The sequence below is a fragment of the Streptomyces sp. NBC_01363 genome, from assembly GCF_026340595.1.
GTDB lineage: Bacteria > Actinomycetota > Actinomycetes > Streptomycetales > Streptomycetaceae > Streptomyces.
Map to the genome: position 1 here is coordinate 673,380 of NZ_JAPEPF010000002.1, position 25,488 is coordinate 698,867.

General features: G+C 70.1%; 21 protein-coding genes. 16 read left to right on the top strand and 5 right to left on the bottom strand.

Features of this window, described 5'->3' with window-relative positions:
* Positions 1–510 precede the first annotated feature (510 nt).
* The 3 genes from OG611_RS31025 (at position 511) to OG611_RS31035 (ending at position 3,441) form a co-directional block, all read left to right on the top strand.
* The gene (locus tag OG611_RS31025) at positions 511–1,944 is read left to right on the top strand and encodes a DUF4153 domain-containing protein (protein WP_266431333.1); all 1,434 of its coding nucleotides are present in this window, start codon (positions 511–513) and stop codon (positions 1,942–1,944) included.
* Between the two features lie 111 nt (positions 1,945–2,055).
* The gene (locus tag OG611_RS31030; protein ID WP_266427704.1) at positions 2,056–2,766 is read left to right on the top strand and encodes a ribonuclease HII; all 711 of its coding nucleotides are present in this window, start codon (positions 2,056–2,058) and stop codon (positions 2,764–2,766) included.
* Between the two features lie 60 nt (positions 2,767–2,826).
* Positions 2,827–3,441 (top strand): hypothetical protein, encoded by a 615-nt coding sequence (locus OG611_RS31035; RefSeq protein ID WP_266427707.1) that lies wholly within the window; start codon positions 2,827–2,829, stop codon positions 3,439–3,441.
* A 66-nt stretch (positions 3,442–3,507) separates the two neighbouring features.
* Here OG611_RS31035 and OG611_RS31040 read toward each other — a convergent pair whose 3' ends face one another.
* The gene (locus OG611_RS31040; protein ID WP_266427709.1) at positions 3,508–4,137 is read right to left on the bottom strand and encodes a hypothetical protein; all 630 of its coding nucleotides are present in this window, start codon (positions 4,135–4,137) and stop codon (positions 3,508–3,510) included.
* A gap of 381 nt (positions 4,138–4,518) precedes the next feature.
* Here OG611_RS31040 and OG611_RS31045 point away from each other — a divergent pair, with 381 nt between their 5' ends.
* Complete coding sequence (locus tag OG611_RS31045) at positions 4,519–6,678, top strand: RecQ family ATP-dependent DNA helicase (protein WP_266427713.1); 2,160 nt, start codon at positions 4,519–4,521, stop codon at positions 6,676–6,678.
* A gap of 266 nt (positions 6,679–6,944) precedes the next feature.
* On the opposite strand, the gene OG611_RS31050 is transcribed toward OG611_RS31045, so the two are convergent.
* Complete coding sequence (locus OG611_RS31050) at positions 6,945–7,172, bottom strand: hypothetical protein (protein ID WP_266427716.1); 228 nt, start codon at positions 7,170–7,172, stop codon at positions 6,945–6,947.
* A gap of 111 nt (positions 7,173–7,283) precedes the next feature.
* On the opposite strand from OG611_RS31050, the gene OG611_RS31055 reads away from it, so the two are divergent.
* The 6 genes from OG611_RS31055 (at position 7,284) to OG611_RS31080 (ending at position 15,487) form a co-directional block, all read left to right on the top strand.
* Positions 7,284–8,582 carry a DUF4192 domain-containing protein gene (locus OG611_RS31055; RefSeq protein ID WP_266427719.1) on the top strand — a complete coding sequence of 433 codons (1,299 nt, stop codon included), beginning with the start codon at positions 7,284–7,286 and terminating at the stop codon, positions 8,580–8,582.
* Positions 8,583–8,877: 295 nt separating this feature from the next.
* Positions 8,878–9,642 (top strand): NUDIX hydrolase, encoded by a 765-nt coding sequence (locus tag OG611_RS31060; protein ID WP_266427721.1) that lies wholly within the window; start codon positions 8,878–8,880, stop codon positions 9,640–9,642.
* A gap of 112 nt (positions 9,643–9,754) precedes the next feature.
* Positions 9,755–11,641 (top strand): ATP-binding cassette domain-containing protein, encoded by a 1,887-nt coding sequence (locus OG611_RS31065; protein ID WP_266427724.1) that lies wholly within the window; start codon positions 9,755–9,757, stop codon positions 11,639–11,641.
* A gap of 124 nt (positions 11,642–11,765) precedes the next feature.
* On the top strand, positions 11,766–12,653 hold the full coding sequence (locus OG611_RS31070; protein WP_266427727.1) for a FadR/GntR family transcriptional regulator: 888 nt from the start codon (positions 11,766–11,768) through the stop codon (positions 12,651–12,653).
* 323 nt (positions 12,654–12,976) lie between these two features.
* On the top strand, positions 12,977–14,524 hold the full coding sequence (locus tag OG611_RS31075; protein WP_114249338.1) for an RNA polymerase sigma factor: 1,548 nt from the start codon (positions 12,977–12,979) through the stop codon (positions 14,522–14,524).
* 132 nt (positions 14,525–14,656) lie between these two features.
* The gene (locus OG611_RS31080) at positions 14,657–15,487 is read left to right on the top strand and encodes a trypsin-like serine protease (protein ID WP_266427732.1); all 831 of its coding nucleotides are present in this window, start codon (positions 14,657–14,659) and stop codon (positions 15,485–15,487) included.
* A 102-nt stretch (positions 15,488–15,589) separates the two neighbouring features.
* Here OG611_RS31080 and OG611_RS31085 read toward each other — a convergent pair whose 3' ends face one another.
* A complete protein-coding gene (locus tag OG611_RS31085; RefSeq protein ID WP_024489001.1) occupies positions 15,590–15,823 on the bottom strand; it encodes a hypothetical protein in 234 nt (77 codons plus the stop codon).
* Between the two features lie 435 nt (positions 15,824–16,258).
* On the opposite strand from OG611_RS31085, the gene OG611_RS31090 reads away from it, so the two are divergent.
* From OG611_RS31090 to OG611_RS31115, 6 genes are all read left to right on the top strand, one after another.
* Complete coding sequence (locus OG611_RS31090) at positions 16,259–18,379, top strand: type IIA DNA topoisomerase subunit B (RefSeq protein WP_266427734.1); 2,121 nt, start codon at positions 16,259–16,261, stop codon at positions 18,377–18,379.
* 128 nt (positions 18,380–18,507) lie between these two features.
* Positions 18,508–19,026, top strand: a complete 519-nt coding sequence (locus OG611_RS31095) for a DUF1453 domain-containing protein (protein WP_266427737.1) — start codon at positions 18,508–18,510, stop codon at positions 19,024–19,026.
* Positions 19,023–20,186, top strand: a complete 1,164-nt coding sequence (locus OG611_RS31100; RefSeq protein WP_266427740.1) for a sensor histidine kinase — start codon at positions 19,023–19,025, stop codon at positions 20,184–20,186. Before OG611_RS31095 ends, OG611_RS31100 begins: the two co-directional genes overlap by 4 nt.
* Positions 20,183–20,860, top strand: a complete 678-nt coding sequence (locus tag OG611_RS31105; RefSeq protein WP_266427743.1) for a response regulator transcription factor — start codon at positions 20,183–20,185, stop codon at positions 20,858–20,860. Before OG611_RS31100 ends, OG611_RS31105 begins: the two co-directional genes overlap by 4 nt.
* A 131-nt stretch (positions 20,861–20,991) precedes the next feature.
* A complete protein-coding gene (locus OG611_RS31110) occupies positions 20,992–21,435 on the top strand; it encodes a DUF485 domain-containing protein (protein WP_266431335.1) in 444 nt (147 codons plus the stop codon).
* On the top strand, positions 21,432–23,024 hold the full coding sequence (locus tag OG611_RS31115; RefSeq protein ID WP_266427746.1) for a cation acetate symporter: 1,593 nt from the start codon (positions 21,432–21,434) through the stop codon (positions 23,022–23,024). The genes OG611_RS31110 and OG611_RS31115 overlap by 4 nt, the downstream gene beginning before the upstream one ends.
* A 33-nt stretch (positions 23,025–23,057) precedes the next feature.
* Here OG611_RS31115 and OG611_RS31120 read toward each other — a convergent pair whose 3' ends face one another.
* Together OG611_RS31120 and OG611_RS31125 are read right to left on the bottom strand one after the other, a co-directional pair.
* A complete protein-coding gene (locus OG611_RS31120; protein WP_266427749.1) occupies positions 23,058–23,741 on the bottom strand; it encodes a response regulator in 684 nt (227 codons plus the stop codon).
* Positions 23,738–25,459, bottom strand: coding sequence for a sensor histidine kinase (locus tag OG611_RS31125; RefSeq protein ID WP_266427751.1), 1,722 nt, complete (start codon positions 25,457–25,459; stop codon positions 23,738–23,740). Before OG611_RS31125 ends, OG611_RS31120 begins: the two co-directional genes overlap by 4 nt.
* Positions 25,460–25,488: the final 29 nt, after the last annotated feature.

Genomic DNA, 25,488 nt, shown 5'->3' on the forward strand with positions numbered 1-25,488 from the left:
CCGACGAGCGGGGTGCCGGCCGGGACCCCGACTGTCACGGTACTGCCACAGCTTCTCCTCGCACGGCGAGGATCAGTGAGGGGAAGCTAATCTCTCGGCCACGGCGCCGTCGATGATCATCCGGACGGGCGTGCGTCGAAAATGAGACGCCGGGGTGCCCCAGCCGCTGCCCTGCGGGCGGTTGTGCGTGGACCTCGGTAGGGGAGGGGTCCCATGCCCGATCACACGTCAGAAACGCCCCGGCCGGCCGAAGCCCCCGAGCCGTCCGACCCGTCGGGGCAGGCCGGAACGTCCGAGCAGGCATCGTTGTCGAAGGCTCCGTTGCCGGAGCCCCGTGGCACCGCTCCCGAACCGCCGAAAGTGCCGAGATATGCGCAAGAGGGTGGGCAACAGCATCCGCCCAACCCCTGGCGACCGAGCAGCCCCCAGCCCTCCGCGCTGTCGACACTGCGCCCGGCCGAGCCTGCCGCCATCCGCGGCGTGACGCTCTGCTGCGTCATTGCCACGGCGATGCTGAGCGCCCTGCTGCTGGGCGACGGTCTCGGCCTGAACGCGCTGATCGTCGCGGTCCCCGCGACGCTCGGGGCCTTCTTCGCCGCGCGGACAGCCGGCCGTCGCCTCCGCCCGTGGACGGCCTTCTGGGCGGTCGGCGGACTGGCGCTCCTCGCCGTCCCTGCCCTTCGGGACGCCGGATGGCCCGTCTTCCTGGCCGTCGTGTCGGCTGTCGCGCTCGGTTCGCTCGCCCTGCACGGCAGTCGCAGCTGGCTCGGGGTGTTCCTGGGGTCGCTGGGCCTGTTCAGCTCCATCGCCGACGGTCTCGCCTGGGGCGGGCGGGGCGTGCGGGCGCGGATGACGGGTTCCCGCAGGCGGTTGGGGGCCGTTCTCCGCAGCGTCGCGGTGGCGGTCGTCCTGCTCATCGTGTTCGGGGCGCTGTTCGCGAGCGCCGATGCCGCCTTCGCCGACGTGCTCGGCAGCCTGATGCCCGACGTGTCGGTGAGCGGCAGCCCGTGGCGGTTCCTCCTCTTCGTGGTCGGCCTGGTCGGTGCGCTCGCCGCCGCGTACGCCGCAGCCGCTCCGGTGCGCTGGGACGGCATCACCGTCCGTCGGGGAAAGGCACGCGGGCGACTGGAGTGGGCCCTTCCGCTCATCGTGCTGAACATGCTGTTCGCCGTCTTCATCGCCGTCCAGCTCACCGTGCTGCTCGGTGGATACGACAAGGTGATGGCCGAGACCGATCTCAACTACTCCGAGTACGCCCGGCAGGGCTTCTGGCAGCTTCTCTGGGCCACCCTGCTCACGTTGCTGGTGATCGCACTCGCCCTGCGCTGGGCACCTCGCGGGCGGGGGCGCGACCGCACTCTCGTCCGGACCGTGCTCGGCGTGCTGTGCCTGCTCACCCTGATCGTCGTGGCCTCCGCATTGCGGCGGATGGACCTCTACGTCGACGCCTACGGTCTGACCCGGCTGCGGATATCCGTGGCCGCGGTGGAACTCTGGCTGGGCGTGGTGCTCGTCCTGATCATGGCCGCCGGGGTGTTCGGTGCCCGCCTGCTCCCGCGTGCCGTCGCCGCGAGCGCGGCCGTCGGCGTCCTGGCGTTTGGACTGATCTCGCCCGACGGGTTGATCGCGGAGCAGAACGTCCAGCGGTACCGCGATGATCATTCGATCGACATCGCCTACCTCCGAGGCCTCTCGGCCGACGCCGTACCGGCCCTGGACACACTGCCCGAGCCGCTGCGCTCCTGCGCCCTCAGGGACATCGAACGGTCGCTGCGCTCCGACGACGCTCCCTGGTACGCCACCAGCTGGGGCGAGGCACGGGCCCGGGACATCCTGAGAAAGCGGAGTCCGGACGATCCGACGCAGTCCTGCGACGGATCGCGTACGGGTGTCGGGGGCAGTGATCGCGACGGCGACGAGAGCGATCCGTACGACCCGTACTGACCGGTCCGAGCCGGGTGCGTAGGGAGCGCGGGGCCAAGAACGAGTCCGGGAAGGCCGACGGGCGCCCCGGGGTGTTGTCGGCGCCCCCATCGGCGTACGCTGACAGGCGCCATGCCGTACGAACCACCCACGCACACCGTCGAGCGCTCGCTGCGCGCTACCACTGGTGCCAAGACCGTCGCCGGTGTCGACGAGGTCGGTCGTGGAGCGTGGGCGGGACCGGTCACCGTGTGCGCGGCCGTCACCGGCCTCCGCAGACCTCCCGCCGGACTCACCGACTCCAAGCTGATCAGCCCCAAGCGCCGTGCGGAGCTGGCGCCGTTGCTGGAGCGTTGGGTCACCGCGTTCGGTCTCGGCGATGCCTCTCCGCGGGAGATCGACGAGCTCGGGATGACGGCAGCGCTGCGTCTCGCCGCCGTACGCGCCCTCGAAGCCCTGCCGGTGCGGCCGGACGCGGTGATCCTCGACGGCAAGCACGACTACCTGGGACAGCCCTGGCGGGTCCGCACCGTGATCAAGGGCGATCAGTCCTGTATCGCGGTCGCGGCCGCCTCGGTGATCGCGAAGGTCCGCCGGGACACGATGATGGCCGAACTGGGCGCGGATTCCGGCGAGTACGCCGATTTCGCCTTCGGGGCCAACGCCGGATACCCGTCGCCTGTACACAGGGCCGCGCTGGAGGAGTGGGGGCCGACACCCCATCACCGGCTTTCGTGGTCCTATCTCGACGCGCTGCCCAGGTGGCAGCACCTCAAGAAGGTCCGCTTCTCCGCCGAGGCGGCTGCACTGGAAAGCGGGGGCCAGCTCGGCTTCGATTTCTGATCGCGCACATGTACCCACCCGCCGACGCCCTGTGCGCCGGCGTTTGATAGACAACCACTCATGCCTCTCATCCCCGAGGAGCCTCAGATTCACGAGAGCGCCCAGGGTCCCCGCGTCACTCCGGCCGCAGGCCGCACCGCGTCGACCCCCCGTCCTGTACCCGGTCCGCGTTCAGCGGCCACGCCGCGTCCCGGTCGTCCCGGGCCCGGCCCCGCGAGGCCTGCGCCCCCGGCGCAGCGCCCGCACCCCACCTCCGACCGTCCCCGGACGGACCGGCCGGAGAATCGTTCCGCACCGCAGATCCAGTTGATCCCCGCCTCGGCGGACGGCGCACTCGACGCCGCCGACGAAGCCGTGGATCTGCTGCTCGACTCAGGCCGCGCACCGGGTGACATCCTGGTGCTCACCACCGGCGAACAGCACCCGTGGGCCGCGCACGAACTCTCCTTCGGAGAAGCCGCCTACTGGGCGCAGCACGAGGCCGGTGACGATGTCTTCTTCGCCGGTGCCGCAGCCGCGGACCGGGTGAAGACGCGTCCGGTGGTGATCGTCGCCGTCAACGGCGGTGACGCCGTCGACGGCGCGCTGACCGGAGCGCAGGAACGTGCCGGAGCACTGCTGATCGTGTGCGGGGACCCGCAGCGGATCAACACGGTGCTCGGCGTCGGGGTCTGATCCGCGGGACACACCGGACCGCGGTGCCCGGCTGCCCGACAGGGCTGCCGGGCCCGCGTCCACGGGTCAGCGGGCCGCGGTGCGCCGCAGCGCCTGCGCCGCACCGCCACCGGTGCGCAGCGGAGCCGGATCCCGGCCGAGCGAGGTGTCGGCGAGAGCGGACGGCCGCGAGGTGGAGCTGGGGCGGCGCCCGCCACGGCCCTCGCCCAGCACCTGCCAACCGGCCTGGGTCAGCGTGATGTACGCGCCGCACCGCAGGCCGTGCAGCGTGCAGGCGTCCCGCAGACCCCACATCCACGCCCCGTCCTCCTCCGTCCAACGCTCGTCGCCCTCACGGCAGTAGAGGAGCACTGCGGTACGGACGGGCGTGCGGCGGCGAAGATCGTGCGGGATGACCCGGCGCAGATGCGCCAGCAGCGCGTTGCGGAACTCCCAGCCGTCCGCGGCCGCGGAGCGGCGGGCGAACGAAGCGCTGGCCGTGAGGCGTTCCTCATGGTCGAGTACGGCGACCACAGCGGTCGTCGGGGTCGGCCTGTGCCGGGCGTGCAGGCCGCTGACGACCTCGCGGGGGCTGCGCAGCAACGGTATGCCCGCTTCGGCCCACTCGGCCGGTTCGAGCATCCTGGCAAGACGGTTGGCGGAGTCGGCGGACGCCGACATCGAAGTGGCTGCGGACGGAGCGAATCCGAAGGTCACGATCCTCCCTTCGCATACGCGCCCATGGAGCGGGCAGGGTCGAGTGAGGGCGCACCGCGGCACAGCCCTTCCGGGCCGCGAAAGGGACTGTGCGGGGAGCGAGTCCAATTCTTCCTGGCGTATCGGCAGGCGGCAACGAGCAATTGGCACAGGTGACGGGAATCAGCCGGAATGACTCTGATATCCCTGCCCACGCCATGCCCGGATGACGCCTCCCGCCACGCCTGAACGGCGAGGACCAGCGGAAACACCCACTCCGGCCCCGCCCCGCCGTGACAGCCCCGCTGCCACGCTCGGGGTCCGACGGGCGCCCGGGAGATCATCCAGGTGTCACGAGGGGTGGATTCACCGATTGTCGGTGCCATCGGGTTGCATGGAGGCATGGAAAACCTGGAGCTCCGCGCCGAAGCCGATGCCATCCTCGCCGAGCTCGTCGGCGACCCGGGGGGTTCGGCGCGGCTGCGGGAGGACCAGTGGCAGGCGGTGGCGGCTCTGGTGGAGGAGCGCAGGCGTGCGTTGGTGGTGCAGCGCACGGGATGGGGAAAGTCGGCGGTGTACTTCGTCGCCACCGCGCTGCTGCGCCGCCGTGGCTCCGGGCCCACGGTGATCGTCTCGCCGCTGCTGGCGCTGATGCGTAACCAGGTCGAGTCGGCGGCGCGGGCTGGTATCCGGGCGCGCACCATCAACTCGGCCAACCCGGAGGAGTGGGACACCATCTATGAGGAGGTCGAGCGCGGCGACACGGACGTTCTCCTCGTAAGTCCGGAACGTCTCAACTCTGTTGATTTCCGTGATCAGGTGCTGCCCAAGCTCGCGGCCACCACCGGTCTGCTGGTGGTGGACGAGGCGCACTGCATTTCCGACTGGGGGCATGACTTCCGGCCCGACTACCGCCGGTTGCGGGCGATGCTCGCCGAGCTCGCTCCCGGCGTGCCGGTGCTGGCCACCACCGCGACCGCGAACGCGCGGGTCACCGCGGACGTGGCCGATCAGCTGGGTACCGGTGCCGGTGAAGCCCTGGTGCTGCGCGGCCCGCTCGATCGGGAGAGCCTGCGGCTGGGCGTCGTCCAGCTACCGGACGCCCCGCACCGGCTGGCCTGGCTCGCCGAGCATCTGGACGAGCTGCCGGGCTCCGGGATCATCTACACGCTCACCGTCGCCGCAGCCGAGGAGGCCACCGCCTTCCTGCGGCAGCGCGGCTTCCGCGTCGCCTCGTACACCGGAAGGACGGAGAACGCCGACCGACTGCAGGCCGAGGTCGACCTGCAGGAGAACCGGGTTAAGGCCCTGGTCGCGACTTCGGCCCTGGGCATGGGCTTCGACAAGCCGGACCTTGGCTTCGTGGTCCATCTCGGCTCGCCGTCCTCGCCGATCGCCTACTACCAGCAGGTGGGGCGTGCGGGGCGCGGGGTGGCCCACGCCGATGTGCTGCTGCTGCCGGGCAAGGAGGACGAGGCAATCTGGCGCTACTTCGCCGATACCGCCTTCCCGCCCGAGGCGCAGGTCCGGCAGACCCTCTCGGCCCTCGCGGCTGCGGGACGCCCCCTGTCCGTGCCGGCCCTGGAAGCGGCGGTGGATCTTCGGCGCACTCGTCTGGAGTCGATGCTGAAGGTGCTGGATGTCGACGGCGCGGTCAAGCGGGTGAAGGGTGGCTGGACGGCCACGGGGGCCGAGTGGGTTTACGAGGCCGAACGCTACGCGTGGGTGGCGCGGCAGCGGGCAGCCGAGCAGCAGGCCATGCGCGATTACGCGAGCACGTCCCAGTGCCGGATGGAGTTCCTGCGCCGGCAGCTGGACGACGAGGGAGCGGCCCCGTGCGGCCGTTGCGACAACTGCGCGGGGGCCTGGGCCGATACAGCCGTTTCGGCTGAGACCTTGACGGGTGCGACGAAGGAGCTGGACCGCCCGGGGGTGGAGGTCGAGCCGCGCCGCATGTGGCCCACGGGGATGCCCGCACTGGGCATCGACCTCAAGGGCCGTATCCCGGCCAAGGAGCAGTGCTCCACCGGGCGTGCCCTGGGGCGGCTCTCGGACATCGGCTGGGGCAACCGGCTGCGCCCGCTGCTGGCCGAGAACGCGCCCGATGGGCCGGTCCCGGACGATGTCCTGCAGGCCGCGGTGGCGGTCCTCGCCGACTGGGCGCGCTCCCCGGGCGGCTGGGCGCCGAATGTCCCGGACGCCTCCGCCCGGCCGGTGGGAGTCGTCGCCGTACCGTCCCTGAGCCGCCCGCAACTGGTCGGTTCCCTCGCCCAGGGAATCGCGGCCATCGGCCATCTTCCCTTCCTCGGCACCCTCACGTACACCGGGCCGAGCGGTGCGCACACGGCACGCCGCAGCAATTCGGCCCAACGCCTCAGAGCGCTCTCCGGCGCGTTCGTCGTCCCCGAGGAGCTGGCCGCCTCCCTGGCCCGCACCCCTGGACCCGTCCTGCTCGTGGACGACTGCACCGACTCCGGCTGGACCCTCGCAGTCGCTGCCCGCCTGCTCCGGCAGGCAGGCAGCGAACAGGTACTGCCCCTGGTCCTGGCCGCGGCGGGCTGAGATCTTCCGTGGCCGTGCCACGGTGGCCGACTCGCGCCCCTGGCATGGACGGGGTGCGGTTGTTCGTAGAGGGCGAGCGGCCCGGTTGCGACTCGGGGTCACCGGGCGCGCCCGAAGCAGGCGCACGGGAAGTGGACGACGTCAGGGAGACGGGCGGACCGAATCGTCGTCCGACGTAGTGGCCGGTGAGTCACCGGCAGTTTTCCGACCGACTACCGGATACCCGGGCCGGATGCCGACTCCGGGCGCCGCCGATGTCGTACCGCTCAGCCCGTTGCGTGCCATGCCGTACTCCCGGGAGTGGTCGCCGGCCCCGGGCAGGGAGAGCGTGGCCCGGAATTCCTGCTGTGCCCCGGCGCGACGGCGATCCGGGACAGGCTCGCCGCGCGCAGTGGCAGCTCCTCGGCCTCGCGGGCCAGTGCGGCCGCCCGCCGCAGCAGGTTCGTGGCCTCGGCGGGCCGGCCGACGGCCAGGTGCTTGTCGACGAAGGTCATGGCCCCCATGCAACCCGACGGCTACGACACATGGCGAACGACTCCGCTCCCCTGTGGACAAAGTTATCCACAGGGGTCGCGGAATCCGGCCTCCCGCGGGACGGTCATGCCATGAACCAGCACCACGAATCCACCGGTCCGGCCGATGAGCAGCAGATCACCCTGCGAGGACCTGCCGAGCTCGCCGATGCCCTCCCCTATCTCATGGGGTTCCATCCGAACGACAGCGTGATCATGGTCGCTCTGCACGGCGGCAGGGGCCGCTTCGGCGGCCGGCTCAGGCTCGGCATCCCGCAGTCGCCCCAGGAATGGGCGCCCGTCGCCGAGCAGCTTGCCGAGTGCTTGATCAAGGGGAGCGAGCGGCGTGGGGAGCGCCCCGACGCGATCGTCATCTTCCTCTGCCAGGATCCCGCCGAGGGCGAGTCCGGCAGCCAGATCATGGAGCGGCTGCGGCCACTCGCCCAGCGTCTGCGTACTGCCTGCGGCGCGCTGGACGTACCGGTGCTCGAAGCGCTCTGCATCTCTGACGGCCGGTACTGGTCCTACTGCTGTCCGGACGAGCGCTGCTGCCCGACGGAGGGGAACCGGATGGCCATGCCGGGCACTTCGGTGATGGCCGCCGCTGCCGCCTACGCGGGCATTCAAGTACGCGGATCGTTGCGGGAGATGGAGGCGAGGCTCGCACCACTGGAGACTTCGGCGGCGGCAGGCCAGCAACGCGCACTCGACTCTGCGGGTGCCGAGTTGATGCCCAGGCTCCTCGACGAAGCGGGACGTGAGGAGGTGGCCCGGGAGACCCTGGGCCTTGCCCGGCAGCTCATGAAACGCCTCAGGGAGGCGCCGGTGTCGGCGCCCTCCGCCTCGGACGTCGATGACGACCGGCTGATCAGTCATGACGAGGCAGCCGCAGTGATTCTCGGCCTGCAGGACCGGGAAACCCGCGACAGGGCCGCGGAATGGATGGAAGGTCCGGAAGCCGATTCGGCGTTGCGGCTCTGGCGTGCACTGTCCCGTCGGTGCGTGGCACCGTACGAGGAGCATGCCGCGGCGCCACTGACCCTGGCCGGATGGGTCTCGTGGTCGACGGGCGATGAAGCGGGCGCGCGAGTCGCTTTGGGCCTCGCCCTGCGGATGGATCCCGCTTACACCTTTGCCCAGCTTCTTCACGAGGCGTGCAACCAGGGCCTCGACCCGGAGACCCTGCGCCGTTGCCTGCGCGGGGAGCGCAGTGCGCGAACGGGGCGGCACCGGCGGCGGACGGACCGGAGCGCGCGACCCCGCGCGGCGCGGCCGGCCGCCACCCGCCGGAAGAAGGCCCCGTCCGGCTCCGCCCGTCCCGAATCGGCGGCCACCCGGCGTCGGTCCGGGCGAGCGACCCCCACCCGGCGCGTATCCGGTGGCGAGGGATGACCCGTATGCCCCGTCGCCCGCGGCACCGCCGTGCATCGAGGTCCTCGACCGGACCTCCGCCGCCGTCGGTGTGCGGAACGCGACGATGCACCGGAGGCTGCCGGAGACGACGGTGCCGTGATGACAAGCGTTCTGGTGTTCTGCCAGGGCGCGCCATGACGGACGGAGATCACGACGACGGGAGAGATGGCATGAGGAGGGCGGGAGACGGGACATGCGGAAGGACGACGAAGAGCTCCTCGAAGAGCACCGAGAAGGGAGTGTTTATCGTCAGGCAGACGACTATGATCACCGCATGCCGCCCTACGACCCGTCGACCTTCCCGCCCTTCGCTGTCACCGTCGACCTGGTCGTGCTCACGGTGCGCCGCCACGCGCTCTGCGCGCTGGTGGTACGCCGTGGTGAGCCACCGTTCCAGGGACGATGGGCGCTGCCCGGCGGGTTCGTCAAAGCCGATGAGGATCTTGGAGCCGCAGCAGCGCGCGAACTCGTCGAGGAGACCGGCCTGTGCGCCCAGGACCCGGCAGCTCCGGCGATCGGGAACGGCGCCCACCTCGAACAGCTCGCCACTTACGGCGACCCCGCTCGTGACCCCCGGATGCGAGTCGTCAGCGTCGCCCATCTCGCCCTGGCCCCCGATCTGCCGGCCCCACGGGCGGGCGGCGATGCGAACAGCGCGCGATGGGCACCTGTCGACGATCTGCTCGGGGCGGAGGGGAGCTTCGGGCACGAGGGCGAGAACCAGGCCCCGCTGGCCTTCGACCATGCGCAGATCCTTGCCGACGGTGTCGAACGCGCCCGCTCCAAGATCGAATACTCCTCCCTGGCCACCGCCTTCTGTCCGCCGGCGTTCACGGTGGGTGAGCTCCGGAGGGTGTACGAGGCGGTGTGGGGGGTGGTCCTCGACCCGCGGAACTTCCATCGCAAGGTGACGGGCACCCCCGGCTTCCTGGTGCCCACCGGCGGGACGACCACTCGCCAGGGCGGACGCCCGGCCCAGCTCTTCCGGGCCGGCGCGGCCACCGTGCTCAACCCTCCGATGCTGAGGCCGGAAGTCTGACCTCGCGGAACGCCCACAGGGTTGGTGCTGCACGAAAAGTCGGATATGTCGCGTTATCTTTCTGCGGTACCCGCCCTGCCGCCGAGCGGTCTCACCTTCCGCGAGAGAAGCGATGCTCCAGGCCATCGGACTCACCAGCACCCCCCGCCGCGGCATTCCGGCCGCCGTGGACGATCTCACCTTCGAAGCCCGGCCCGGTCGCGTCACCGCGCTTCTGGGCGCCCCCGGCTCCGGCAAGACCGCAGCCCTCCGCCTCATGCTCGAGCTCGACCCGGGGCGGGGGGTCACCTACTTCCGGGGCAGACCGATGCACCGGATCCCGCACCCCGCGAGTGAGGTGGGCGTGCTGCTCGGGGACGTGCCGGGGCACCCCGCCCGTACCGCTCGCGGTCAGCTCCGGATGCTCTGTGCCGCCGCGGGTGTACCTGCGACGCGGGCCGATGAACTGCTCGAGCTCGTAGGTCTCGCCGGACTCGGGGACCAGCGCATCGGCACGCTCTCGCTCGGCATGGACCGACGCCTCGCCCTCGCCTCGGCACTGCTCGGTGATCCGCACACGCTCGTCCTCGACGATCCGGCGGAAGGCCTCACTCCGCGTGAGGGCTGTTGGCTGCACCGGCTGTTGCAGGCCCGTGCGGCCCAGGGCGGGACCGTTCTGTACACCACGACGGACCCCAAGGAGGCCGCGCGGGCCGCCGACCATGTGGTCGTCGTCGACGGCGGTCGCCTTGTCGCCGACCAGGACGCCGGGGACTTCTCGCGGACCCGCCTGCGCCCCCGGGTCGCGGTCCGGACCCCGCACGCGGCCCGCCTCGCGGCGGTCGTCAGCCGAGAGGCCCGAGCGTCCCGGCGCTCGGTCGAGGTGGTCACCGAAGCCGGTGGCCGCCTCGCTGTGTACGGCTCCACCTGCGCGGAAATCGGTGACACTGCGTTCCGCCACGGGCTCCCGGTGCACCAACTGGCCGACGAGATCGACGATCCCGGCTCCATCGTGCCCCGCGGCGGCACGAGCCGCGGAGAACCTGCGGGCTCCACGGAACGCACAGACCCAGCAGATCCAGTGATTCCTGGAGATCCAGCAAATCGCGCAGACCTCGCAGGGCCTGATGGCGGCGCAGGGTCACGCGATCCACGACCGGTCGCGAAGGCGTCGGGTCCGGATCCGGCACCACTCATCCGGCGTCGCCCGGCCCGTGGTCCGCTTCATCCGCTGCGCTACGAACTGCGCCGTCTGCTCGGCGTCAGAACAACAACCTTGATCATGACCGCTGTCCTGGTCGTCTCCGTCGGACTCTCCGTGCTCCTCGCCCGCACCGGCCACGCTCCGTTGCCGAAGGTGCTGGCGGCCTGGCCGTCGCTGCTGCCGCTGCCGCCCGCGGCGGTCGGGGCCGGACTGCTCGGCGCCCTCTCGTTCGGTGACGAATTCCGCTACCCCGCGCTTGCCGCGGGCCGAGGCACCGTCCCGCGCCGCCTGGGGCTGCTTCTGGCCAAACTGGTGGTGTCCGCGGGCGTCGCCGTGGTGCTCGCTCTGGCCGTCGTACTGGTCTCCGCCGAAACCCTTCGCCTCGTGTACGGCCACAGTTGGGTCCATGTCCCGCCGAATCCGGTTTCCCTCGGTGCGAGTTGGGTGGCGCTGACCGTGGGCTGTGCCTGGGCGGGCCTCTTGGCCGCCGGGGTCTTCAGGGTGACGACGGCCGGCGTCGCGGCGGTGCTTGCCGTTCCTGTACTTGTTGTACCGCTTGTCCAGAAGGTGCTGATGGCGCCGGGATCCCGTCCGGTCGCCGGGCTTACGGTCCGATTCCGCGAGCTGATGTGGCCGCGCTGGCCGCATGAGGCGGACCGATGGGTGGCAGTCGTCGTGGGCGTCGTGGCGCATCCGGTGGGGGCCGCATTGGTGTTGTCGCTGTCGGCCCTGGTCTTCGCCTATCTGTTCACCAGCCTTCATGGCAGGGCTCGTTGGCGGTCTCAGAGCGCCGCCGGATCGGGTCACGCCTCGTAACCACCACGAAGATGCCTGGTTTATACCAGTAAAGCGTCAATTGGGGGGCGGGCGCCGATCACCCTTTCGTGTGCTTTTCACCAAAGACCTCAAGAGCCGGGTGAGCTGCGCCGACAAAGGATGCGTGAGTACCCTTGCGCACACCATGATGACCGCCGCCCGCTCCGCCGATTCCGGCCTCGCCGGCCCGGGTGAACTCGATCGCTACCCGTACACGGAGGCGCCGGCCGGCGAGCGTGCCGCTCTTCGTTCCTGGGACGGCCCCGACGTCGACCTCGGCCGGGTGAGCCGACGGGGCTCGGCCAGCCGGGGCCGCGGCCTCCACGGCCAACTCGTTCAGCAGCTGGGTCAGATGATCGTTTCCGGTGACCTGGGCGCCGACCGTCCTCTGGTGCCGGAGGAGATCGGTCAGCGTTTCGAGGTCTCCCGCACCGTAGTACGCGAATCACTGCGTGTTCTCGAGGCCAAAGGCCTGGTCAGCGCCCGGCCCAATGTGGGCACCCGGGTCCGCCCCGTCAGCGACTGGAACCTGCTGGATCCCGACATCATCGAATGGCGTGCCTTCGGTCCTCAGCGCGAGGACCAGCGTCGCGAGCTCGGGGAGCTCCGGTGGACGATCGAGCCCCTCGCCGCGCGCCTCGCTGCGGGCCATGGCCGCGAGGACATCCAGCAGCGCCTCGGCGACATGGTGGAGATCATGGGACACGCGGTCGGGCAGGGGGATGCGATCACCTGCTCCCGGGCCGATGCGGAGTTCCACTCCCTGCTCATCCAGGCGGCGGGCAATCGCATGCTGGAGCACCTCTCCGGCATCGTTTCCGCGGCACTGCAGGTCTCGGGCGGCCCGGTCACGGGCTGTGACCGTCCCGGCGAGGCATCCCTCGGCCACCACGCCCGGATCGTCGATGCCCTCGCGTCCGGTGATGCAGCGGGCGCCGAAGCGGCCATGCGTCAACTGCTCGTCGTCCACCCCGAGGTGGAGCGTGTGGTGCCCGCGCCCCGCGAGCACTGAGTACAGCGCGGCCGGGGTGTGTGAACCGCGTGTCGCCGGGCCGCCACGGTCCGGCGACGCAGTTGCGGGGTTTTTGCGCCCTTGGTCACGTTCATCGCAAATGAGGTGTGACTCGGGCCACGCGGATTGGGCGTAACACTCCTCGAAACAGTGCGATGACTTAAGAGGTGACCGCCGCGGAAGGAATACAGCAGCCATTCAGTGCGCTGTGCAGTTCTGAGGCCAAACCCGCGCCGCCGGTACATTCCCAGCCCGGTGGTCGTCGGCTCAAGCCCTTTTCGGGCTGGGCCGGAAGCCGTTTCCATCGTTCCGAGAGGTTGTTCGTGTCGGCCAGCACATCCCGTACGCTCCCGCCGGAGATCGCCGAGTCCGAGTCTGTGATGGCGCTCATCGAGCGGGGGAAGGCTGATGGGCAGATCGCCGGCGATGACGTGCGTCGGGCCTTCGAGGCTGACCAGATTCCGCCAACCCAGTGGAAGAATGTTCTGCGCAGCCTCAACCAGATCCTCGAGGAAGAGGGTGTGACGCTGATGGTCAGTGCCGCGGAGCCGTCCAAACGTGCCCGCAAGAGCGTCGCAGCAAAGAGCCCGGTCAAGCGCACCGCCACCAAGACTGTCGCGGCCAAGACAACCGTGACCAGGACGGTCGCGGCCACTGCCGCCCCGTCGGCAGAGACCGTGGACGTGGTGGCTGACGACGCTGCCGCGGCCGGCCCTGCGAAGAAGGCAGCAGCCAAGAAGACGGCTGCCAAGAAGACCGCCGTGAAGAAGACGGCGGCCAAGAAGACAGCAACGAAGAAGTCCGGAAAGCAGGACGACGAGCTCCTCGACGGCGACGAGGCGGCCGAGGAAGTAAAGGCCGGCAAGGGCGAGGAAGAGGAGGGCGAGGGCGAGAACAAGGGCTTCGTCCTCTCCGACGACGACGAGGACGACGCACCTGCGCAGCAGGTCGCCGTCGCCGGCGCCACCGCCGACCCGGTCAAGGACTACCTGAAGCAGATCGGCAAGGTTCCTCTCCTCAATGCCGAGCAGGAGGTCGAGCTCGCCAAGCGGATCGAGGCCGGTCTGTTCGCCGAGGACAAGCTGGCGAACTCCGACAAGCTCGCTCCGAAGCTCAAGCGCGAGCTGGAGATCATCGCCGAGGACGGCCGCCGCGCCAAGAACCACCTGCTGGAGGCCAACCTCCGTCTCGTGGTGTCGCTGGCCAAGCGCTACACGGGCCGCGGCATGCTCTTCCTGGACCTCATCCAGGAAGGCAACCTCGGTCTGATCCGCGCGGTCGAGAAGTTCGACTACACCAAGGGCTACAAGTTCTCCACGTACGCCACCTGGTGGATCCGTCAGGCGATCACCCGCGCCATGGCCGACCAGGCCCGCACCATCCGTATCCCGGTGCACATGGTCGAGGTCATCAACAAGCTCGCCCGTGTGCAGCGTCAGATGCTCCAGGACCTGGGCCGTGAGCCCACGCCGGAGGAGCTGGCCAAGGAACTCGACATGACCCCCGAGAAGGTCATCGAGGTCCAGAAGTACGGTCGTGAGCCGATCTCCCTCCACACCCCGCTGGGTGAGGACGGGGACAGCGAGTTCGGCGACCTGATCGAGGACTCCGAGGCGGTCGTCCCGGCCGACGCGGTCAGCTTCACGCTCCTCCAGGAGCAGCTGCACTCGGTGCTCGACACGCTCTCCGAGCGTGAGGCGGGCGTGGTCTCGATGCGCTTCGGGCTCACCGACGGCCAGCCGAAGACCCTGGACGAGATCGGCAAGGTCTACGGCGTGACGCGTGAGCGCATCCGTCAGATCGAGTCGAAGACCATGTCGAAGCTGCGTCACCCGTCGCGTTCGCAGGTGCTGCGCGACTACCTCGACTAGGTCGCAGGAGTACACGGACCGAGGGCCCGGATCCCATGGGGGAGCCGGGCCCTCGGCCTATCAACGCGTGCGGTCGGCGACCGGCGGGATGACTCTGGGTGGGAATGGTTCACCACAGAGTCAGGAGTGCGCATGTCCCGTACCGTCTTCCGCGCCTTGACCGGGGCGTTCGCCCTGGCCGCCGCCACAGCCCTGATGCCGCTCGGATCTTCCGCCCGGGCGGCCGAGGACGGCATCGTCATCGGTGGTCAGCCCGCACATGTCAAGGACAGCCCCTGGGTTGTGGCACTGTCCAGCCGCGACCGGTTCGGAGCGGCGCGCGCCGGCCAGTTCTGCGGTGGCGTCGTGGTGGCGCCGAAGAAGGTGCTGACCGCTGCGCACTGTCTGAGCCGGGAGGCGCTCGGCATGGATGTCGGCAGCGTGCGTGATCTGCGGATCATCGCGGGCCGCGACGCCCTGCTCGGGACCGGAGGTCAGGAGATACCGGTGAAGGGGACGTGGACCAATCCGGGGTTCGACCCTGCCACGAACGCGGGGGACCTGGCCGTGCTCACCCTCGCCGACGCGGTCCCCGGGAAGAGCGTGATCCCGATGGCCGGATCCGGTGACGCGGCGTACGTACCGGGCACCGAAGCGGACGTCTACGGGTGGGGTGACACGACGGGCCGCAGCGACTACGCGTCGTCGCTGCGGTCCGCGAAAGTGAGCGTTCTGCCGGACACCGCGTGCGCGCAGGCCTACCCGGGTGGCAGGAACGGCACGTACGACGCCTCAGCGATGCTCTGCGCGGGCGAACTGCTGGGCGGGTACGACGCATGCCAGGGCGACAGCGGCGGGCCGCTGGTGGCCCGTGGGCGGCTCATCGGGCTGGTGTCCTGGGGGAACGGCTGTGCTCGGGCGGGGAGCCCCGGCGTGTACACACGGATCTCCGCCGCGATCGGCTGGATGCCGAAAGCCGACTGAACGACATCACCGCGCAGGTACGAGAACAGGCGACTCCCCTTTCGGGGAGCCGCCCGTCGGCCGGTCCGGGACCTGGCCCGTGCTCGTCGTGGATGCGAGGTGTCAGTGTTGTTCCTCTTCGGCGGCTTGGGCCTGTACAGCCGTGAGCCGGTCCGTCTCATCCTGTATTTCCGCGGCGATCTTCTTGAGTTCCGGCTCGAACTTGCGACCGTGGTGGGCGCAGAAGAGCAGTTCACCGCCGCTGATCAGGACGACGCGCAGATATGCCTGGGCGCCGCAACGGTCACAGCGGTCTGCTGCGGTCAGCGGGCTCGCGGGGGTCAGAACAGTAGTCACGTCGCCTCTTCTCTAGCTCGACGAGCTGTCGTACCAGGGTCAACATCCAACCAGGCCGAAAACGTTCCCGCTCGTGGCTTTTCTTCGAAACTTCTTCTCGAGATGGCTGTCTGTTGCCGGTTGGCGGCGAATGTGCCGTATTGCGTAGCGCTACGGTTTCGCGTTGCTTGTCTTGGTGGGATCCTCCCGGCTGGCTTGCCGGTTCGTTCATGAGGACGTGCCCGGAGCCTAAATGGTTCATGCCTGGAAGGGAACGTGATGTTCGCGTCACTCCTACGAGGGATCGAACGTGTATGCGAGGCTGGACTAGTGTGAGGGTTGTCGAAGGGTGGCGTTACAACCGCTCTACCAGGCCTCGGTACCCTCTCAGCGGCGACCGAAGCCGAGCCCGTTACCCACTGGGCCCCAAATGAAATTCAGCGAGGAGCGAACCGCGTGACCGCCGATACGTCCGTGCCGTCCACTGCGCTGCTGACCGGAGCAGACCGAGACGGTTCCAACTACACCGCGCGGCATCTGCTCGTACTCGAGGGGCTCGAAGCGGTTCGCAAGCGCCCCGGGATGTACATCGGGTCCACCGACAGCCGCGGTCTCATGCACTGCCTCTGGGAGATCATCGACAACTCCGTCGACGAGGCCCTGGGCGGTTACTGCGATCACATCGAGGTCATCCTCCACGACGACAACTCCGTGGAGGTCCGGGACAACGGTCGGGGCATCCCCGTCGACGTCGAGCCCAAGACGGGCCTGTCCGGCGTCGAGGTCGTGATGACCAAGCTGCACGCCGGCGGAAAGTTCGGCGGCGGCTCGTACGCCGCGTCGGGCGGCCTGCACGGCGTCGGCGCCTCCGTCGTCAACGCGCTCTCCGCCCGGCTCGACGTCGAGGTCGACCGCAACAGCGCGACGCACTCGATCAGCTTCCGGCGCGGAGTCCCGGGGATCTTCACCGAGCAGGGGCCGGACAGCCCGTTCGACCCGGCCAACGGCCTGCTCAAGGGCAAGCGGGTCCCGAAGGCGCGCACCGGCACACGGGTGCGCTACTGGGCCGACCGGCAGATCTTCCTCAAGGACGCCAAGCTCAACCTGGATACGCTCCACCAGCGGGCGCGGCAGACGGCTTTTCTCGTCCCCGGCCTCACGATCGTCGTCCGTGACGAACGCGGGCTCGACGGCGAGGGCAAGACCGAGGAGACCTTCCGCTTCGACGGCGGGATCAGCGAATTCTGCGAGTACCTCGCCCAGGACAAGGCGGTCTGCGACGTCCTGCGCCTGACCGGGCAGGGCACCTTCAAGGAGACCGTGCCGGTCCTGGACGAGCGCGGCCACATGACGGCGACCGAGGTCACGCGTGAGCTCGCGGTCGACATCGCCCTGCGCTGGGGCACCGGATACGACACCAACCTCAAGTCCTTCGTCAACATCATCGCCACTCCCAAGGGCGGCACGCATGTGACCGGATTCGAACGCTCCGTGACCAAGACGGTCAACGAGGCACTGCGCTCCGCCAAACTGCTCCGCGTCGCCGAGGACGACATCGTCAAGGACGACGCGCTGGAAGGCCTCACCGCGGTGGTCACCGTGCGGCTGGCCGAGCCGCAGTTCGAGGGCCAGACCAAGGAGGTGCTCGGCACCTCGGCGGCCAACCGGATCGTCGCCAACGTCGTGGCCAAGGAACTCAAGGCATTCCTGACCTCGACGAAGCGCGACGCGAAGGCCCAGGCCAGGGCGGTTCTGGACAAGGCCGTCGCGGCCGCGCGGACCCGCATCGCGGCCCGCCAGCACAAGGACGCACAGCGTCGCAAGACGGCGCTGGAGTCCTCTTCGCTGCCTGCGAAGCTCGCCGACTGCCGCAGCGACGACGTGGACCGCAGCGAAGTCTTCATCGTCGAGGGCGACTCCGCGCTCGGTACGGCGAAGCTCGCCCGGAACAGTGAGTTCCAGGCACTGCTGCCGATCCGGGGCAAGATCCTCAACGTCCAGAAGGCGTCCGTCTCGGACATGCTGAAGAACGCCGAGTGCGGCGCGATCATCCAGGTCATAGGAGCCGGGTCCGGACGGACCTTCGACATCGACGCCGCTCGCTACGGGAAGATCGTCCTGCTGGTGGACGCCGACGTCGACGGCGCGCACATCCGCATCCTGCTGCTGACGCTGTTCCAGCGGTACATGCGACCCATGGTCGAGGCGGGACGGGTCTTCGCCGCGGTGCCTCCGCTCCACCGGATCGAGCTGGTCCAGCCGAAGAAGGGCCAGGACAAGTACATCTACACGTACTCGGACAACGAGCTGCGCCAGCGGCTGCTGGAGCTCCAGCGGAAGAACGTCCGGTACAAGGACTCGATCCAGCGCTACAAGGGTCTGGGCGAGATGGACGCCGACCAGTTGGCGGAGACCACGATGGATCCTCGCCACCGCACCCTGCGGAGGATCAACATTGGCGATCTGGAGGCGTCCGAGCAGGTCTTCGATCTGTTGATGGGCAATGAGGTGGCGCCGCGCAAGGAGTTCATCACGAGCTCTGCCGCCACCCTGGACCGCTCGCGCATCGACGTCTGAGAGAAGCCGTCTCCACCCGTGGGTGGAGACGGCTTCTCCACCCGCGATCAACCCCTGAGCCGATGCCCCGACCCGGCCGTTTCCGTAGCGTCGAAGGCGTTCAACCTTCCCGCACATCGGAGGCTGCCATGTCAGGGCTCGTCAATGTTCTGGTGATCGGCGCAGTGATCGCTGTCGTCGTCGTGCGCCAGTCCTCGGCACGGCAGATCACGGACGACCGGCGCTGGTGGGTCCTGCCGGGCGTTCTCCTCGTCCTGTCGGTGCGCGAGTCCGGACTGGTGGATCCGCGTCACGCGGCACTGTCCGTGGCGGTCCTGGGCGCAGAGCTGGCGGTGGGGCTCGTGACGGGCGCCGGCTGGGGCTGGACCACCCGCCTGTGGCACGAGGCGGACGGCTCGCTCTGGAGCAAGGGCACCAAGGCCACCGTCTTCGTCTGGACCGGGGGACTGGCGCTGCGGGCGGCCCTCTACGGGGCTGCCGCGCTGATGGGCATACACCAGGGCACCGCGGCCCTTCTGTCGGCCCTCGCGGTGACGTTGGCGGCGCGCGGTGGTGTGCTGATGTGGCGGGCAGGGCAGATGGGTCCGGCGTACGGTGGCTCCGCCGGCGGGATGATGCCGCGGCCGGCGTGGAAGGACCGCGTGTGACGCGTACGACCTGGACCAGCTGGCCGACCTGGGAAGCCCTGTCAGGCACGAGCCGCACCCGTCCGCGATCGGTGATCACCTGGTCCGTCCGGGTGGGGCTGCTCACCGCCATGCTCTGGGGCACATTCAGCGGCGGACAGTTCGGGCCCTGGGAGATCGTGCTCGGGCTGGTGGGTGTGCTGGGCTGCGCGTTCGCCGCATGGGCGTTCTTCCGGACCAGCCTGGAGCACCGGCTGTGGCCGTCGCTAGGACTGCTGGCGCTGTTGATGCTGACGGCGTTCGGGGCGCAACAGGCCGGTGCCGACCTGCCCGCGCTGATCCTGTGGTGCGGCTGCGCGGTCACCGCCCTGGAGCGGTTGCCGCTCACGGCGGGCCTACCGGCGACGGTCGTCGCCCTCGGCGCGTACGCCGTCGTCAACACCGATGGCTGGCTCTCCACCGCCATGTCCACAGCGGGTCTCTCGCTGGCGGGCTATGTGCTCCGACTGGATGCCGAGGCACGGGGCAGTGCCCAGAGGCTCCTCGTGCAGGAGCGGGCGGCCCGCGAGGCGGAGGCCGAGACGGCCGCGCTGGACGAGCGGGCCAGGATCGCGCGGGAGATTCACGACGTCCTCGCCCACAGCCTCTCCGCCCAGCTGGTGCATCTGGAGGCGGCGCGGCTGCTGATCGAGCGGGAGCCGGCGGGGGAGTTCCGGGACCGAGTGCTGGAGCGGGTCGTGGCTGCGCGTTCCATGGCGCGTGAGGGGCTCGCGGAGACCCGCCAGGCTCTCTCCGCGCTCCGGGGAGAGGTCTCTCCGGTGGAGGACTTCCTGCAGCAGCTGGTGGCCGCCGAACCGGCGCAGGTCAGCGTGGCGGGGGAGCGGCGGACGCTGACCGCCGAGGCGTCGCAGACGGTTCGGAGGGTGGCGCAGGAGGCCCTGACCAATGTGCGCAAGCACGCACCGGGGGCCAGGGTTCTCGTGCGGCTGGAGTATCTGCCGGACGAAGTCGCCCTGGAGGTCAGGGATTCGGGTGGACACAGACCCGAGGACGAGCTGTCCGGCAGCGGCTCCGGATACGGTCTGCTGGGGATGAGGGAACGGGCCGAGCTGATGGGCGGGACGCTGGAGGCCGGCCCCGGCGAGGAGGGTTTCGTGGTGAGTCTGCGGGTGCCCGCGTGAACGCGCGGGTCGTGGTTGCCGACGACCAGTCGGTGGTGCGTGAAGGGATCGTGATGCTGCTGGGGCTGCTGCCCGGAATCGAGGTGGTCGGAGCGGCGAAGGACGGTGAGGAGGCCGTGGCGCTCGTGGCCGAACTGGCCCCCGATGTCGTGTTGATGGATCTGCGGATGCCCCGGTGCGACGGGGCGGAGGCGACACGGCGGATCCGCAAGGACCATCCGGGGACCCAGGTGGTGGTGCTCACGACATTCGCGGACGACGACTCGCTCTTCCCCGCACTGCAGGCCGGAGCCCGCGGCTATCTCACCAAGGACGCCGGGGGCGAAGAGATCGTACGGGCCATCCAGGCCGTGCTGTCCGGAGAAGCCGGCCTCTCGCCGAGCGTGCAGCGCCGTCTGCTGGAGCGCGTGACCACGAGCCCGCCGCTGCCGGCACCGGCGGCCGGGCAACAGCTGCCCGACGGCCTGACGCCACGTGAACTGGAAGTGCTGGTGCTGATCGCGGAAGGCCTGTCCAATCTGGAGATCGCCCGCAGGCTGCACATTTCGCAGGCCACCGTGAAGAGCCACATCAACAATCTCTTCGCCAAGGCCGGAGTGCGTGACCGGGCACAGGCCGTTCGCTATGCGTACGTTCGGGGCCTCGCACAGCCGCCCGGATCGACTGTCACCTGAAGAGGTGAAGACCGGCGAATGAAGTGCCCGGGATCTTCCCGATCTGCCCATTCTTGGGTACACGGCCGAAGTGGTCCGTGGACAAGGGGAGTTGTTCCGTGGAGAAGGAAGCAGGGCGTGAGGCCGCAGCGATGCGACTCGACGACCCGTGGTACGACGCGCTGGCCTCCGGATGGGGCGAGCTGGACGGTACGGGGAGTTTCGCTCCCACGGGACCACCAGGGCCCCCGGATCCGTGGCGCGGCCACAGTGTGGCCGACATCTATCTGGAGGTGCAGCGCAGCGGGGCGTTCCAGGAGGTGCGCCGCCGGTACCGGCGGTTCGTCATCCCCGCCAGCATCGCCTTCCTCCTCTGGTACCTCGTCTACGTCGTCGCCGCGATCACCGCGCCCGGACTGATGGCCCGCCCGGTGGCGGGGGCGGTCAACGTCGCGATGGTCGCGGGGCTCGGGCAGTTCCTCACGACCTTCCTTCTCACCGGGGCGTACGCGCGCCACGCACGGCTGCGCAGGGACCGGGCCGCACTCGAGCTGCGGTGGGAGACACAGGAGATGACGCGGGGGGCCGGGCGTTGAACGGGAACCACCAGACGCTGGCGCTCCTGTTGTTCAGCGCCTTCATCGCAGTGACGCTCGCCATCACCACCTGGGTGAGCCGTAACCGCCATGGCTCGGCGGAGGAGTTCTACGCGGGCGGCCGTCTGTTCTCCCCCATGGAGAACGGTTTCGCCATCGCGGGCGACTACATGTCGGCCGCGTCGTTCCTCGGCATCTCCGGTCTGATCGCCCTCTTCGGCTACGACGGCATGCTCTATTCGGTCGGCTTCCTCGTCGCCTGGCTGGTCGTCCTGCTGCTGGTCGCCGAACTGGTGCGCAACTGCGGCCGGTTCACGCTCGCCGATGTGGTGGCGGCGCGGATGGCGGAGCGCCCGGTCCGGATCGCGGCGGGCACGTCGTCCGTCACCGTCTCCGTGCTCTATCTGGTGGCACAGATGGTGGGCGCGGGCAGCCTGGTCGCGCTGCTTCTCGGCGGTACGAGCGGCGCCGCCCGCTCCTGGACCGTCATCGGCGTCGGGGCGCTCATGGTGATCTACGTGTCGCTCGGCGGGATGCGCGCCACCACCTGGATCCAGATCGTCAAGGCCGTTCTCCTGATGGCGGGAGCGGTCGTGCTCACCGTTCTCGTGCTGGTCCGCTTCCACGGCGACTTCAACGCCCTGCTCAACTCCGCCGCCGAACGGAGCGGCCACGGCAGCCGGTTCCTCGCGCCGGGTCTCCGGTACGGCGGTACGTGGACCGCGCGCATCGACTTCATCAGCCTGGGGCTGGCCCTGGTGCTCGGTACGGCCGGGCTGCCGCACATCCTGTCGCGGTTCTACACCGTGCCCACCGCCCGTGCGGCCCGCCGCTCGGTCGTCTGGTCGATCGGGCTCATCGGCAGCTTCTACCTGATGACCATCGCGCTCGGATTCGGGGCGGCCGCCCTGGTCGGCTCGGCCGAGGTACGGGCGTCGAATCCCGCGGGGAACACGGCGGTTCCGCTGCTGGCCCTGGTGCTCGGCGGCGGTGAGGGGTCCACCGGCGGAACGATCCTGTTCGCCGTGGTGGCCGCAGTCGCCTTCGCGACCATTCTCGCCGTCGTCGCGGGTATCACGCTCGCCTCGTCCGCCTCCGTGGCCCACGACCTCTACGCCTCGCTCAGGCGTCCCGGCTCCAAGCAGTACAGCGAGGTCGCCGTGGCCAGGGTGGCCGCGGCAGCGATCGGGGTGGCCGCCATCGGACTCGGCCTGGTCGCCCAGGACCTGAACGTGGCGTTCCTGGTGGGGCTCGCCTTCGCCGTCGCCGCCTCGGCCAACCTTCCGGTGCTCCTGTACTCCCTGTTCTGGCGGAACTTCACCACCCGGGGAGCGGTCTGGTCCGTCTACGGCGGGCTGATTCCCGCAGTGCTGCTCGTGCTGCTCTCCCGGGTCGTTTCCGGCAGCCCCGCCTCGCTCTTCCCGGGCGTCGACTTCCAGCTCTTCCCGCTGGAGAACCCCGGGCTGGTCTCCATCCCCCTGGGCTTCCTGGCCGGCTGGGTCGGAACGGTCACCTCCACCGACCCGCCGGACGAGGCCAAGCACGCGGAGACCGAGGTTCGCGCACTGACCGGTGCGGGTGCGGTGTAGTCCGGTGCCCCCGCACCGTACGGACGGGACCGGTCAGGCCTGCCCGCCGGTGGACCAGGTGTAGCGGTGCTCCGGGCGGCCCGTCTCGCCGTACCGCAGCGTCAGCCGCACCCTGCCGGTCCTTTCCAGCAGCTTCAGATAGCGCTGGGCGGTCTGCCTGCTCATGCCGGCGCTCTCCGCGATCTCCTGCGCGGAGAGCGGCCCGTCCGCGCTCCGGAGCGCCTGCCTGACCAGTTCCGCCGTGGTCGGCGAGTGCCCCTTGGGCAGATCGGGCTCGCCCGCTGCCCACAGGGCGCCGAAGAGCCGGTCCACCTCGCCCTGCTCGGCCTCGCCGCCGCGTTCCAGCGTGTGGCGCAGCGCCGCGTACGCCTCCAGCTTGGTACGCAGCCCCGAGTACGCGAACGGCTTCACCAGGTACTGCAGGGCACCGTGCCGCATGGCCTCCTGCACGGTGGCGACGTCGCGCGCCGCCGTCACCATGATCACGTCGGTGTGGTGGCCGAGCCTGCGCAGCTCCCGCACCATGGCCAGACCGTTGCGGTCGGGCATGTAGTGGTCCAGCAGTACCAGGTCCACGCGTCGGCTCTCGATCGTGGCGAGGGCTTCGGCAGCGGAGTGCGCCTGGCCGGTCACCCGGAAACCCGGCACCCTGGAGACGTAGGCCGCGTTGACCTTCGCGACCCGGATGTCGTCGTCCACCACCAGGACCTCGATCACTGAGTTTCTCCCGCGATGCCGGTGTTCGATTCGGTCATTTCCGGTCCAGCCACTTCGGACCCAGTCACTCCGGATCCAGTCACTTCCGGGTCCGTCAGGCCCGGGCCCGCAAGGGCCTCCGGCAGTACGACGGTGAACTCGGCGCCGCCGTCCACGGCCCCGTCGACGGTGACGCCGCCACCCTGCCGTTCCGCCAGCCGCCGCACCAGGGCGAGGCCCAGGCCGCGCTTGCCGTGCGCCGGGACCTCCTTCGTCGACCAGCCCTCCGTGAAGATCGATTCGCGCTGCCCGAGCGGAACTCCGGGGCCGCTGTCACGGACCCGCAGCACCACCGTACGGCCCTCGGCGCGCAGGCCCACCTCGACCAGGGCGCCGTCCGCTCCGGCAGTCGCGTCCAGTGCGTTGTCCACGAGGTTGCCGACGACCGTGACCAGCCCGCGAGGGTCCACCAGCCGGTCCGGTAGCAGCGTCCCCGGGGCCATGCGCAGCGCGACACCGCGCTCCGCCGCCACGGTCGCCTTGCCGACCAGGAGCGCGGCCAGCAGCGGATCCTGCACCTTCTCGGTGACCTGCTCGGCGGTCGCCCGGTGGACGCCCACGATCTCGGTGACGTACTCCATGGCGTCCTCGTGCATGTCCAGTTCCAGCAGCCCCAGGAGCGTGTGCATCCGGTTGGCGTGCTCGTGGTCCTGGGCCCGCAACGCGTCGATCAGGCCGCGCGTCGAGTCGAGTTCGCGGCCGAGGTGTTCGAGTTCGGTGCGGTCGCGGAGGGTGGCGACGGCGCCGCCGTCGTCGGTCGGCATCCGGTTGGCGAGCAGGACCCGGGCGCCCTGCACCGTCAGCAGATCGTCGCCGAGCACCCGGCCCGTCAGCACATCGGCCGTCCGCCCCGCGCCGAGCACGGTGTCCAGCGGGCGGCCCGCTGCGTCGGGGCCGAGACCGAGGAGCCGCTGCGCCTCGTCGTTCAGCAGCCGTATCCTGCCCGTCCGGTCGAGTGCGACGACCCCCTCCCTGATGCCGTGCAGCATCGCCTCGCGCTCCGTCAGCAGCGCGGAGATGTCGGAGAACGCGAGGTCGTGGGTCTGCCGCTGGAGGCGCCGGGAGATCAGGTAGGCGGCCAGCGCCCCGACGGCGAGCGCACCGCCCGCGTACGCGAACAGCCCGGGGATCGCGGCGAGGAGCCGGGCGCGGACACTGTCGTACGCGATCCCGACGGAGACGGCGCCCACGATGTGCTGTGCCTCGTCGCGCAGCGGGACCTTCCCGCGGGCCGAGCGGCCGAGCGTCCCGCTGTCGATCTCCATGACGTTCCGGCCCGCGAGCGCGTCGCTCGGGTCGGTGGAGACGACCTTGCCGATCTCGTCGGCGTCGGTGTGCGACCAGCGCACCCCGCGCCGGTCCATGACGACGACGTACTCGGCGCCGGTGGCACGCCTGACCCGCTCGGCCGCGGACTGCACGGGTCCGGTGGGCGACGGGTCCGTGGCGAGCAGCTCCTCGGTGAGCCGCGGCTGGGCCGCAGTGCTCTGCGCGATGGCCAGGGCACGGCGCATCGCCTGGTCGTCGAGCTGGGCACTGAGCGGTGCCAGGAAGAGGCCGGTGGCGAGCACGGTGACGCCGGTCGCGATGGCCAGCTGCATCAGCAGGACCTGGGAGAAGACCCGCTGGGGCCAGCCGAGCCGGCGTGTTCTCCTGGCGGTGGGCGGTGGGGCGCTCATCGTATGAACGGTAAAGGGCATTCCGGTGC